Source organism: Simiduia agarivorans SA1 = DSM 21679 (assembly GCF_000305785.2).
GTDB classification, from domain to species: Bacteria; Pseudomonadota; Gammaproteobacteria; order Pseudomonadales; family Cellvibrionaceae; genus Simiduia; species Simiduia agarivorans.
Window position 1 is genome coordinate 3244915 of record NC_018868.3, and the last position, 12870, is coordinate 3257784.

At 56.3% G+C, this 12870-nt stretch carries 11 protein-coding genes; 5 read left to right on the forward strand and 6 right to left on the reverse strand.

The genetic code is table 11. The annotated features are described in order from the left end of the window. Positions 1 to 77: 77 nt before the first annotated feature. From M5M_RS14655 to M5M_RS14675, 5 genes are read right to left on the reverse strand one after another with little or no spacing between them, the layout of a single operon-like run. Positions 78 to 1739, reverse strand: a complete 1662-nt coding sequence (locus tag M5M_RS14655) for a hypothetical protein (protein ID WP_015048274.1) — start codon at positions 1737 to 1739, stop codon at positions 78 to 80. Next, positions 1736 to 3067, reverse strand: coding sequence for a hypothetical protein (locus M5M_RS14660; protein ID WP_015048275.1), 1332 nt, complete (start codon positions 3065 to 3067; stop codon positions 1736 to 1738). Before M5M_RS14660 ends, M5M_RS14655 begins: the two co-directional genes overlap by 4 nt. Before the next feature lie 2 nt (positions 3068 to 3069). Beyond that, positions 3070 to 3639: a hypothetical protein gene (locus tag M5M_RS14665; protein ID WP_015048276.1), complete on the reverse strand. Its 570-nt coding sequence runs from the start codon at positions 3637 to 3639 to the stop codon at positions 3070 to 3072. Next, a complete protein-coding gene (locus M5M_RS14670) occupies positions 3626 to 4051 on the reverse strand; it encodes a hypothetical protein (protein WP_144062474.1) in 426 nt (141 codons plus the stop codon). The genes M5M_RS14665 and M5M_RS14670 overlap by 14 nt, the downstream gene beginning before the upstream one ends. 4 nt (positions 4052 to 4055) lie before the next feature. After that, the gene (locus M5M_RS14675) at positions 4056 to 4643 is read right to left on the reverse strand and encodes a hypothetical protein (protein ID WP_015048278.1); all 588 of its coding nucleotides are present in this window, start codon (positions 4641 to 4643) and stop codon (positions 4056 to 4058) included. Positions 4644 to 4866: 223 nt separating this feature from the next. Here M5M_RS14675 and M5M_RS14680 point away from each other — a divergent pair, with 223 nt between their 5' ends. The 3 genes from M5M_RS14680 (at position 4867) to M5M_RS14690 (ending at position 9084) form a co-directional block, all read left to right on the forward strand. After that, positions 4867 to 5754: a subclass B3 metallo-beta-lactamase SAM-1 gene (locus M5M_RS14680; RefSeq protein ID WP_015048279.1), complete on the forward strand. Its 888-nt coding sequence runs from the start codon at positions 4867 to 4869 to the stop codon at positions 5752 to 5754. Between the two features lie 269 nt (positions 5755 to 6023). Beyond that, positions 6024 to 7418 (forward strand): DUF4397 domain-containing protein, encoded by a 1395-nt coding sequence (locus tag M5M_RS14685; protein ID WP_016389641.1) that lies wholly within the window; start codon positions 6024 to 6026, stop codon positions 7416 to 7418. Between the two features lie 217 nt (positions 7419 to 7635). Continuing rightward, on the forward strand, positions 7636 to 9084 hold the full coding sequence (locus tag M5M_RS14690; RefSeq protein ID WP_144062476.1) for a DUF4397 domain-containing protein: 1449 nt from the start codon (positions 7636 to 7638) through the stop codon (positions 9082 to 9084). Between the two features lie 41 nt (positions 9085 to 9125). On the opposite strand, the gene M5M_RS14695 is transcribed toward M5M_RS14690, so the two are convergent. Next, positions 9126 to 11522 (reverse strand): zinc-dependent metalloprotease, encoded by a 2397-nt coding sequence (locus M5M_RS14695; RefSeq protein WP_015048282.1) that lies wholly within the window; start codon positions 11520 to 11522, stop codon positions 9126 to 9128. 141 nt (positions 11523 to 11663) lie between these two features. Between M5M_RS14695 and M5M_RS14700 the strand changes: the two genes are divergently transcribed. Further along, complete coding sequence (locus M5M_RS14700; protein ID WP_015048283.1) at positions 11664 to 12044, forward strand: hypothetical protein; 381 nt, start codon at positions 11664 to 11666, stop codon at positions 12042 to 12044. Positions 12045 to 12273: 229 nt separating this feature from the next. Further along, positions 12274 to 12822, forward strand: coding sequence for a PEP-CTERM sorting domain-containing protein (locus tag M5M_RS14705; protein WP_015048284.1), 549 nt, complete (start codon positions 12274 to 12276; stop codon positions 12820 to 12822). Positions 12823 to 12870: the final 48 nt, after the last annotated feature.

The following is a 12870-nucleotide window of genomic DNA, read 5'->3' on the forward strand; positions in this document are numbered from 1 at the left end:
CATAAAAAGGCTGTATAAAACAGGTGGTAAGAAAAAGCCTGCGCACAGCGCAGGCTGGTAAAGATACGAACAGGCGATCAGGCCGCCTGATTCTGAATGCGCGATTTAAGCAGTTTGGCGGGCGCTGTACTGTTCACCTGACCACCCTCCGGCACCGAGGCCAGATTGACACCAGTGGCGGCCCGATAGGCGTGCAGGTAGCGTTGGATTTTTGTGCGCCAGTGGTTGGCCCAGTTGGCCGCGTTGGCATCCACCACGGTATCGGTATCGGACCAATTGCCAAAGCGGATGCTCAGCAACAGCTGCTCGCCGGTCACCGCCAGCTCGCGGAAGTGATTGGTAGACAGGTCGCCCCAACCCTGCAATTTACGCATCACATCCACGCGATCCATCCAGGGTTCGGGTTGCGGCACCATCGGGCGGGTATTCAGAAATTCGCGCATTTCCGGCCGCGCTAACAGCCATTGGCAAATCAGCATTTCCTTGCGCAAGGTCCGTGGCAGATCACCGTATTGGTTGTGCATGCCTTCTGCCAGCAACATGTGGACTTCGCGCAATGCATGCAGCACGGGGAAGGCATCCGCCACATAACGTTGGTCGTCTACCTGCAAGAAGTAGCGCGAGCAGGTCCACAGCAATTGATGGAAGGCCTGCAAAAAACGCGAACGACTGTCAGCCGAATGCAGGGGCGGCACGGCTTTGCCTTCGATACTGAAACCGTAGTGGTGATCGTATTCGTAGGCGCGGCGCGCAAGCCCCAGGCGTGAGCCTTCTTTCTGAATAAAGCCCCACATCAGATTGTTGAGTCGACGCAGCGGATCAAGATTCAGGTTGGCCAGTGGGTCTGCCGTTTTCAATGCGCGGTTCTGAAACCTGAGCGCAATGGCGTTGATGGATTGCATCAGGCCCGACTCTTCTACCCAGTAACTCCAGATCAGTTCGCAGGGCGTGATATAGCGCACCGCATCCAGTGCGATCGTCACTTCAGTGTCGGTCAGGCACGGGTTGGTTTCAATGGCGGTATCCTGCATGCGGCGCAATACCCGTTCCATGTAGGGCAACACTTTGTAATCCTGATGCTCCACCATGTACTGCCGGTACGCAGAGCCTTTGGCATCGTCGAATTGCGACCAGTCCACTTTGCCTTTGGCCAGGTTGGCAATATAGCACTCAATGGTTTTGTCGATGATTTCATAACTCTGGGTGCCGCGACCACACAAGTCATCTACCAGTGCCGGGCAACGTTCCACAATTTCGTCGTCGTGGCAGAGGGACTCCAGGTGTTTGGCCACCTTGTTGTATTGCAATTGATCACTCACGTGTTCGATGTATTTCCATAGCACCTGATCGGTGGTTTGGGGGATTTCCGGGGTGCCACCGTAAACCGGTCTGGGGCTGGTGATGGGCGCTTGCGTCATCGCGTCGGCGGCTGCCAGTGTCAGCTCCAGTGTGCTGCCGCCTTTCAGGCTGACACTTTCTCGTCGGGCCAGCTCGCGGAAATCCGAACCGCGGATCGATACGCTGAGCACGCCATCTCCCGATTTCGGGGCGTGTTGCTTAATCAGTTCATCGGCGTTGAATTCAAACTCTGCCCGGCCTTTTTTGGCGTCGCAGGTTTCAACCACCAGATCGTCGTCGTCGGTTATCAAGTGCAGATCGAGCGGGACTTTATCGGTAAAGAGTCCGCCATCCTGGCGCTTGAGGTGTACCGTTAGCTTGGTTGAGTTGGCTTTGCTCATCGTTCACCTCCTGTTGGTGATGGATGCATTGAGGGAAGAAAAATACCCGCAGGGGACTTGGCGCCCGCCAGGTAAGTGAGGGGGTGATTGGAAAAACCGGCAAACTGATCCGTGTGCTTGGGTGAGCTGGCCCAGTAGTTCAGTGCCTGGTCCAATAGCATGGCTTCGCGCTCGGCCGACACGGCATTTTCCAGCCGTGCTAAACCAAGCAATGCAAATACCCGGGTTGGCCGCCAGTGGCGGATGATGCGCGGATAGCGTAAAAACTGTTGCAAGGGCGCGCGTAACCGCACGGGGTTGACCTGCCCGGTATCAAACAAACTGAGCCACGGCTGGCCGTTTACCTGCAGCGTTTGCAGTTGTTCAATAAACCAGGGCATGGCGGCCAACAATTGCTCGGCGTTTTTGCGCGAAATCGCCGTGGCGTCGTCCAGCGGATAAACCCGCAGCCAGTGTTGCTCAAGGCGCTTGAAGTGATCGCTGCCAAACAATGCGTAGCCTAAACGACAACTGAGCATCACCCGCAACCAGGGCCAGGGGTGCGGATCGTCGAGACCGGTCATTTTAAGTACGAAGGGTTTGGGCAGGCTCATCACTGAAATCAGACCGGTGGTGGCAGCACAGCCGAGCTTTGCCAGGGCCCAGACATCGGCAATGATCTCCGAGCGCCAGCGCGTCCAGTGATCCTTGGTGGGATGCTGACCCCGGCTTAATTGTTCGCCGAACAACTGCACCAGGTTCAGCAAGGCCGCGCCCTGGTGGCCGACTTCGTGGTAAAGCGACGCCGCGATACCGGCACCCACCATCCGTTCGCGCGGAATGCGGATGATCGACACCGGATTCTCTTCACCACTGGGCAGGCGCGTGCGCACCCGTCGGATAGCCGCACCATGGCCGCGATCGAGATAGCAAATCATCGCTGGCAATGCCAGGGTTGCGTTGGCTAGTTGAAGAGCATCCTTGGCGGCTACATCGAGCCCACCCAGCCAGGCACCGTAAGTGGCTTCTGAGCGCTGGTTAAGGGCATCGGCAAAAATGTCCAGCTCCGACAGCACCAGGTTGTACTTCACTTTCAGCGTGCTGTATTCGCGCATCAGTTGATCCGGCGAAAACAGATCGCTATTGGCGCGCCGGATAAACAGCTCAAGCGCTTGCGCAACGCGTTTCAGGCCCTGGCCGATATGGTGATCCAGGCGTTGAACCACCCAGGCTCCCGGGCTGGCAGCGGTACTCATGGGCATGGCGTGGCCGAGTTTCACCACTTTCCGTGCCCGGTGCAGTAGCCCTTGAGCATCCTCGGCCAGCAGTTGATGGCTGCTCGTGCTCATGGTCAGACTCCGCTGATAATCAGGTGCCTGCCTGCGCGCCGGACCTGACCGCCGGTGGTTGGAGCCGCCGACAAAAACACCTTGCGGGCCAACGCCGGCGTAATGGTTTGTCCGCGCGCTTTGGCGTTGACCAGCGCACGTGTGCCCTTGTGCATGGCATTGGCCAGTCGGTTCGCGGTCTCATAATCCAACTCGAGTTCGCGGCTGCTGAAATAGCGGTGGCCGGCACGGGTTGCGGTGTTGACGGCGGCACCGATGGCGGGTGTCAGTAAATCCGAGGCGCCGAGTTTTTTGGCTAACAAGCTTGCGCCCAGTCCGAGTGCCGAACCCAGGTCGCTGCCCACCCGGCTGTCACGCCAGCCGCCTTTATAGCGCGACTTGAGTGCGTTTTTCGCCATGGAAAGTAACTTGAATTCGAGTTCCTCTTCGCTGGTGGCTTGCATGAGTGCCTGCGCCGGGTCGTCATGTTCGAATTCAGTATCCGTTTCGAATTCGAATTCATCGTCGAACTCGTCCATTTCAAACTCGGAGAATGGGTGGTTATCAACGCGAGTGCGGTTAATGGCGTGCATGGTAATCTCCTGGTCCTTGGGTTGTGTCTGGTGTGTATAACGCGCTTTGGTGTAGCAATTGTGCGAGTTGTGATAACAACGGCGTGGGCTTATCGGCACGCTTGCGCGCGAGGACGCGCGCAAGTTTTTTCGACCATTCCAGCGCAGTCGGTTCGATTGCCGGGCTTTCGCCCAGCAATCTGAGCCGGATCAGTTGCGCGGCTGTTACCAGTGCCGGTTCATCAAGCTGACTGCTGCCCTGGCGCACCTGTTGATGCAGTTCAATCAGGACCGGCGCAATCTCTGCTAAGGACTGATTGAACGACTGCCGGTTGAGCCAGTGGGCAAAGTCATCGGTAACGGGCTCGCTCGCTGGTGCGGAAACAGGTGCGGATTCCGGCACTCCCGCGTTAGTCAGGTCGACGTCGTGCATGGTGTTACCCGCCATAAACGTTCTGCAAAATGATGCGGTTGCCCTTGCGGTACCAACGACCGGACTGGCCGCCAGCGCCACCACCTCGGCGGTTGATTTGTGCCAGGGCCATCTTCACGCTTTGCTTGGCTGCCTGTGGTGCCGGTGCTGAACGCTGCAACTGCTCGGCATTTTTGGCGGCGACTTTCGCCAACTGCACAATTTTCTTGGCGGTTTCAAGTTCGGCATCTTCCGGGCTCAGACCTTCCAGTTCCATCTCAAACAGACTGGACGCAAAGCTGCCCAGTTTGCCGCCAATAGCGCCGCCTATGCCCGGTGCCACCATATTGCCGACGGCGGCGCCCACTGTGGGCAAGGCTTTTTTTGCAATGCCCTTGAGTGCGCCTGTGACCATGCGACCGGTTTTGGACTTCAGGAATTTGCCCGCACGTTTCACCAGCTTGCCAAAAAAGTAATCCAGCTCTTGTTCGGAGCCGGCGCTCAGGAGTTCGTAGGCAAGTTCCAGTTCGTCGGCAGATTCAAAATCCTGCTCGTCGTCCCAGCCGCCTTCGTAATCCATTTCAAAATCCAGTTCGTCATCGAGTTCCCACATTGCATTTATCTCCTTGGGTGTAATAGGGTGAAGGGGATAAATCACAATGTGTGCCAACTTGTATGTATTTGATTTTGTTGGATTTACTGATTTTATAGCGTGCGCGCGCGCGAAGATGGTTTCGGCGACGGGTAAAAAAACGAACCAGACTTCGCTTGGCGCTGCACGCTATAGATGGGCTTGGCGCTGCGCGCTATGGATGGGATGAACAGGAAGAGGCAGAATGGGCTTACCAAAAGGGTTGCAGTTTTTTTTGTTAGCGCTGCTGGCGATGCCAATGGTCGGGACTCAAGCACAGACTGCGGTAACGGCGGAGCACTGGGTAGATAGCTGCGCAGACTGGGACGCGTGGGATAAACCGGGTCCGCCGTTCCGGGTATTGGGTAACACTTACTACGTAGGTACCTGCGGCATTGCTGCCATATTGATTACCGGCGATGCCGGGCATGTGCTGATCGACAGCGGTACTGACCGGGGCGCCGTGATTGTGCGCGACAATATTGCCCGGCTCGGATTTTCGCTGTCGGATGTGAAAATCCTATTGCACAGCCATGAGCATATTGACCATGTAGGCGGTATGGCCAGCTTGCAATCGCTTTCGGGTGCAACGCTCTATGCGTCGCCTGCTGCCGCCGCAGTAATGCGCAATGGTACCGCAGGCGAGGACGACCCGCAGGCGGGCGCGCTGGCGTCTTTCCCGGTGGCGCGCGTTGGCGGTCTGGTGAACGACGGCGATCAGATTGCGCTGGGCAATCTGCGTTTAACGGCCTACGCCACACCGGGCCACACGCCCGGAGCCTTGAGTTGGCAATGGCGCGCGTGCGAAGAGGACCGGTGTACGACGCTGGTGTACGCCGACAGTCTTTCGCCGGTCAGCGCCGAGGGGTATCGCTTCAATGCACACCCTGAATACCTGCAAGCCTACCGGCTTGGGTTGGCAACACTTGCCGACCTCGAATGCGATTTGTTGTTAACGCCGCATCCCTCCGCCAGTCAAATGCGGCAGAGACTGAGTGAGCGGCAATCTTTGGCAGTGCCCGACGCTTGCCGGCAGTATGCCACTGGCATCAGCGCCCGGCTCGCGCAGCGGCTGGCTAGCGAAGCTGACTGATGGCACTTGTAACCGCGTGCCGGATTGGACGCCAGCTACCTTGCCAAGGCTGCAGCAGCCCGCGGGCTTGATCGACGATCTAACCGGCCTGCGTTGCAGGTTTGGCTGGCACAGGCGTGCCACTCGGGCGGCCGCCAGCCTTGTCATCTTTTTGCACATTGTTGCGTTTTAGTTCCACAAATTGAACTTTCTTAACCCATCTTGACTCTTACTGTGGCTATAGTCAGGCGCCCATGATGGGCCGGGTAAAATTTAAAAGTGGAACAACTATGTTGGCAGAAAAATCTATTAAGGGTGCGTTGAAGGCACTGACATTTATTTCGGTGTTGAGTTTGTTGGTCGGTTGTCTGAACGATGACGACGATGACAGTAGCGACTCGACCAGCTATGGCACGGTTCAGTTTTACAATGCCAGTAGCAATTCTTCCTCGACGCGTTTTTTAATCGATGCCAGTCTCAAGTCTGTAGTGAGTTTTGGTGATGCCTCATCCCGCATTTCTCTGGAGCCAGAAACCTATGAGATCTCCATTGAAAGAACCAATGTGGATAATGCCAGTGACTATGTGGAATTGTTGTCCCAGGAAGTGACCATTGCCAATGGCACAAACCGGTTGTTTGTTATGTCGGGTGAGTTTTCAGCACCCACATTAACAGAGTACTCATTTGACCCCGAAGATGATTTGGAATCGGATGAATTGGCCTTGATGGGATTTAATCTCACCAGTGAATACGCCCAGCTTGAAATTTATTATGGACCAACCGATGGCGATCAGACATCGGCGACTTTGTTGGCCACTCTGGGCAATCAGGCGCAGTCTGAATTTGTCGCGCTGGACGCTGATGATTACTTGTTTTATGTGGTGGACGCCGACAGTGGCGATACCCTTTTAACAACCAAGTCTGTGCCCTTTACCGGTGGTTACAACTATTTTGTCATCGTGCGCGATGATGTGGTTAACGGCGGTATCTCATTGGATCAGATGTCCAGCTCTACGTTCGTTTACAACTATCCCAATCCGGAGGCGAATGCCCAGGTCCGGGCTTACCAGTCCATCGACAATCTGAATGCGGTGGATTTGACGCTGGCGGGAGCAGGCGAGGATTTTGCTGAAAACGCGCTGGCGATCGACACCCTGTCTGAATTTATTACCCTGCCGTATGGGGATTATCTGATGCGCCTCTCGGCCGCGGGCAATCCCGATGAAACCCATTTGCAGAATAAACTGGTGTCACTCCAGCCGGGCGCCGCAAAAAACGTCCTGTTTTATCGCAACAGCAACGCTGCGGTCGCAGCCCTGGTGTATAGCCAGGACATGCGCGCAAGGGTGTATGAGCACGATATCAATCTGGTCAGCCTGTCGGACATACGGGATGCAGACGGCGATCGGTATCTGTTGCGAGCCTATTTTGTGAACGAAGAGAAGGGTGAAACCAAAGAAACGGCTTCTCAGGTGGTCACGGGCATCGAGTTTGCCAGCGTTGAAAACTTTACCCTGGTCACGGGTAATTATGCGGTTTATCTGATGTACACCGATGAGGATAACCAGGAACACCTGGCGGCCGAGAAAACCCAGTTAAACCTGGAAGCCAGCACCAACTACCAATTGATACTGGAGCCGGACGAGACTGTCTACACGGGTTATCGCCTGTCGGTCTTGCACTGATCCGGTGGCGCCTACCGGCGCCGGCTGCGCCCGGCGCCTGTTGGCAGGGTGTAGGTCAGGGCGGACCTTGCCCTTTTCCGACCGGCAGGTCATGGCCGTTTCGGCCTGAAAGCCCGGTTTGCCGCACCTGCGAGCCGATTAGGCTCGACTTGCCAGTTGAAGCCATTACAATGGCCCATTCCGCCGATTGGCGTGTCAGTAATGATTGGGATAGATGATGAGTTGGTTAAAAAACAGGCTGCTTGCCTTGGGAACGCTGGCTGTGGCGACGGCCATGGTGTTGTCGGGGTGTTTGGGTGATGACAACAATAACCGGAATTCCAGCTCGGGTGTTTTTGGCCGCGTGCAGTTCTATAACGCGGTGGCGGATAGCCCAAAGGTCATGTTTGAGTTGCCCGATGGCCGGTTAGTCGGCAATGGTCAGCGCGAGGACTGGAATGTGGTTGCCGGTTATGGCCGGGGCAGTCAGCGTTTGGCGATTACGCCGAATGAGTACAGTCTGAATGTATACCGGCTCGGAGCTGTTTCAGGCGAATACGATCAACTTTTGTTGAACCAGCCACTGACCGTAGTGGATGGCGTGCATCAGTTTATTGTAATGACTGGCGATTTCAGTGCACCTGCCCTGAAGACATTTACCTATTCGACCAACACTGACCGCGATGCGTTGAATTTTGATTTACGGGTGCTCAATTTTACCTCGGACTATGCCCAAATCGAGGTGTTATACGGGGCGGAAGGTGGCGCGCTGGAAGATGCGACCTTGCACGCCACTATCAGTCAAACGGAGGCCTCCGAGTTTGAAGAGCTGGGTGAAGGTCGCTACACCCTGTATGTGGTGGATGCAGACACCGGTAATCTGCTGCTGACCACGGAGCCCATGTCTTTTGTCCGCAATAATACCTATTTTGTCAGTGTGCGCGATGATCTTGCGACAGGTGGTGTGATTGTCGATCAGCTCAATGCCAGCGGGTTTGTGTACAGCTACGGCGTGCCCCAAACCCAGGGGCAGGTGCGGATCTATCACTCTCTGGAAGATATTGGCTCGGTTGATGTGGCGTTGGTGGGCGATCAGGATGAAGCCACAATCCCCAATGCAGCCGCAGATCAGTTTTCTCCTGCTGTTGCACTGGAGGCGGGGACTTATTCGTTGACCATCACTGCCAGCGGCGCCAGCGACAGCATCATCGAAGATGTAAACGTGGCGGTTCCAGCGGGTCAAGGGCGTGATCTGGCGACGCTTCGCTATGATGGCGAAGTGAAAGTGTTGAGCTATGTGCGTGAATTGCTGACCAATGCCTACGAGAGTCAGGTCAATATCATGAACCTGGCCGATGTGCGGGATGACGAGGATGAACCCGAGCTTCTGAAATTTTATCTGGTGCCTTCGGACAGCTATACCGGCGATCCTGCAGTGGATAAGCCATTGGGTATTGGCTTAACAAAAATGTCCACCGGCACCGTGGTGAATGCCACGCTGACACCGGATGACTACTACGTTTATGTGGCTTATGAAGTTACTGAAACCGTGGGTGATACTACCACCACCGTCGATGTCGATTTGATCGACGGGCAAATGATCAGCATTGTGTCGGGGGTTAATAATCAATTAATTTTTGAGCCCGATTCTACCCAGCCAAGCGGATATCGATTAACGCTTTACTGAGTAGAATAAAATGGGGCCAAAGGCCCCATTTTTTTGCCAGGTTATATGGGCGAGCCCGGTGGCATGGCCGCTTTTTTCAGTTTGTCATTGGTCGGCATTTGTGAGGCCGCTTTTTCTGCCCAGCGTTTAAGGTATTGATGCCTTGGCTCCTTGCGCCACTGGGTGTTATCCAGCGTGTGCTGTGCAAACCCTTTAAGCGCGGCAAATACCTCAGGTGCCAGGACATCATCGGTCATCATGTGACTGAGGTGCGTGAACAATGCGAGTTGATTGCGCCACTGCAGAGTGCTTGCTTCAGTATTGGTTGCGGGCTGATTCAATGTCAGCCAGATCTGATTCAGCAGCGCGCCGGTTGTCAGGGGATGTTGGTCATGGGTCGCCTGCCATTCCAGTCGGGCCAGTCGCTCGGGGGCCAATAATATAGCGTAAGTGTGTCGGACACTGGCTTCTGCCATGCTGACGGGGTCGAGTAATGCGCCGGTAAAGCCCTGAGTGCTTTCCCGGGTTTTTTCGTGGCCGTAGGCTTTGGGTGGGATATGTTTGATCACCTGGTCAGGCAGTTGCAGAAAGGCCGGGCTCAGGGTGGCCAGTAATTGATTCAGTGCGCGCGACTGGTCGGCCGCGGCGACCGGGGTAAACTGCAGCTCGCCGGCCTGGCCTTTTACCCCATAGTTGTAGTGGTAGCCGCCCAGCCATTTACCGGCCGCTTCGGCCTGGTAGCGATGGAAGTAATACACCGGCACCAGAATTTCTTCCAGATCGGAATAGGCCCGCCCGCTGGCCAGCGATTGTGCGCCAAAGTTTGCCAGCGCATGGGCGCGCAGTGCCATAACGTCGGACAGTGCGACGGCGGCGTCGGCGCCATTGTCCCAGAGACTCGCCGTGGCGTGGAAATCAGACGCCGCGCGGCTGTCGGGGTCGGAAATAAAATCAAAGCCCAGGGCACGCGATTGGTCGATAAAGGCCAACCGGGCCCGATCATCGGCAAAATCGCCATAGCCGTATTGGATGACGCGCTTGTCCCACTCGCCTATACCCTCGGCGTAGGCGTGAGTCAGTGATACCTGATTATTTTCCAGCGCGAGCAACGGGTGCGGGTAATCCATGACCGAAGCCCGGTCTTTTGGGCTGGCGGCAAAGTTATGGGCGATGCCCAGTGTGTGGCCGATTTCGTGCGCCGACAATTGCCGGATGCGTGCCAGCGCCATGGCAGAGAGTGGCGCGGTGTCGGCATTGTCATCGTTAAACGGCGAGGTCATGCCCTGTGCGATCAGATAGTCCTGGCGGACGCGCAAGGAACCCAGGGTTACGTGGCCCTTGATGATTTCACCGGTGCGGGGGTCGGTCAGCCCGTAGCCATAGGACCAGCCGCGGGTGGCGCGGTGCACCCACTGGATGACGTTGTAGCGCACATCCAGAGGATCGGCATCGGCCGGCAGTACCCGGATCTGAAACGCGTCTTTGTAACCGGCCGCTTCAAACGCCTGGTTCCACCAGCGCCCGCCTTCCAGCAGTGCGGTGCGCACGGGCTCGGGCGTGCCCGGATCAAGATAATAAATGATGGGCTCAACAGCTTCGCTGAGGGCGGCACCCGGGTCTTTTTTCTGCAACCGGTGCCGGGGAATGTAGCGTCGGGTCATGTCCTGTTCGATGGCGACGCCGTAATCCTTGAAATCAAACGCCCAAAAACCGCTCTGCGGATGAAACGCGCGTGGGCTGAAATCACTGTCGGGCAAGGCCACAAAACTGTGGTGCATGCGCAAGCTGATGGCGTGCGGATCGGCGGCGACCTGGCGCACAAACTCGCCCGGGTTGTCACCGGTAAAGGTGACCGTGGCTTCAATTTCTGTGTTGCGTGGGAAGGCTTTGGTGCGGGCCGGGTAGATGGCTGAACGGCTGGCGTCGAGGCTGTAATCGCCCTGTTTGGTTTGCTGCAGGCGCCGGCTCACGCCGTGGCTGTCGCGGGTGGCAAATCCGGTGGCATCCACGAGTACCCGGTCAGACTCGCGGGCCACCACGGGAAAGCCCCACAGCACCGCATCGGCGAAGGCTTCGGACACCGAGCGCTGTTCCAGCTGGTTTTCCGTTTCTGCGCGATAGTGGGTATTGCGCTGGCGCAGCAGGACCTTGTCGCCGGCGTCGTCAAACCGCACCAGCTTGGTGTTCAGCCCCATCAATTGGCCGCGATCCAGCCCGACATCGTTGGACCCCAGGCCTTGTGGCAAGCTGAAATAGTAAATGTATTCCTGCTGATCCAGCGGGATGGTGAGGTAGAGCTTGCCGGTATCCGGCGCATAATCTAATGGCAACAAACCTGCCTGATGCTGCATGCCTTGTGTGAAGCTGCGGATATCGGTGCCGGTGGCGCCTGGCTGGCAGGCGCCGAGTAACAGACCTGCCAGCAGGCAGGCGCAGAGTGCGATACGGCGAGACAACATGGTGCGAGGTCCTTTGTTGGGATTGTATACAGTTCTCTATATAGACCGCTGAGTCGACCCAGCCCTCAATGGCTTGATCTGGGTCATATGCCCGGGGCTGCGCCGGTTGCACAATGGCATGCTCAATGGGAGACCCGGAACATGATCAATAATTTCAGCGATTTGCTGGCCATTGCCGCCACACAGCCCGATGCACAGCGGCTGTTGCTATTGTTTGCCAATGCCGAAGTGGAAGACCACGATAACGCGGAAATCCGCGGCACGCTTTCGCCGGTGATGTGTGTGGATAAGCTGCCCGCGCAGCTGACGGATTTCAGTACCCTGGTTAAGGAAGCGGATGGCGTTTCCACCGGCTGGAATATGGTGTTTGTGGCGGGACTGGCCGGCAAGGGCAAGGTGCCGCCCACCGAAAAAGACGCCGAGCCCTACCTCAATCAGATGACCAGTGATTTGCGCACCGGTCAGGACCTGTCGCGTTATCTGGTGTTTGACCGGGACGAGCAGCTGGTGAGCTTTGGCTGATACGTAAAGTTTATCGACAAACCCGTCTGCGCACTGCATGGCAACGGCGCACGCGCTCGGGCGGAGCGGGTGATTCTGTCGGATATTCTTACACAGTCGTGCAAAGGCTTTACTTAACCTATTGATTCTCATGGCTTATTTATATTGGCGCGGAAATTGCCCTCAGTAGTTGCTGAATAGTGGCAAAGGCAGTGATTGCCGAAATCCGTTTAAAGGGAATCAATTGAATATGTTTACGCATTGTCTGCGGTTGTTAGTGGCCGGTTTCAGTTTGGTGCTGGCGGCTCAGGCTGGTGCTTATCAGATTACCACCGATCAGGGCGCTGTGGATGTGGGCGGTCTGGATATCCTGAAAGGGCAGATGCAAAAGTCAGGCAATGCCAACCCGGCGACCGAAGAAGCCTGGGCTGAGGGCGTTCTGGGGCTGGATCTGGATTTCGGCAATGTGAAAACCGAAACGGTCGACTATTACATGACCGATGCCAATAACATTATTGCCTTTGCACTGGCGAGCGACCCGGGTTTCTACATCATCAAAAACGCCAAATGGTTTGCCTTGTTCGAGAACACGGCGTCGCTGGGATGGGGTGTCGTTGATATTGGTGCCTTAAGCGCAGGCTTCAACCTGAAATACAACTGCGACAACTGCTCCTACACCATCAGTCATGTGACCGAATTCAACAGCTGGCAAACCAGTGTGTCGGAGCCGGGCAGCGCCTTGTTGATGCTCTTGGGTGTCATCGGGCTGTGGGCAGGCCGGCGGCAACAGCGCGCCTGAACGCCATAATCTGAGTTTTGAAAAGCCGGCCCAGTGCCGGCTTTTTTT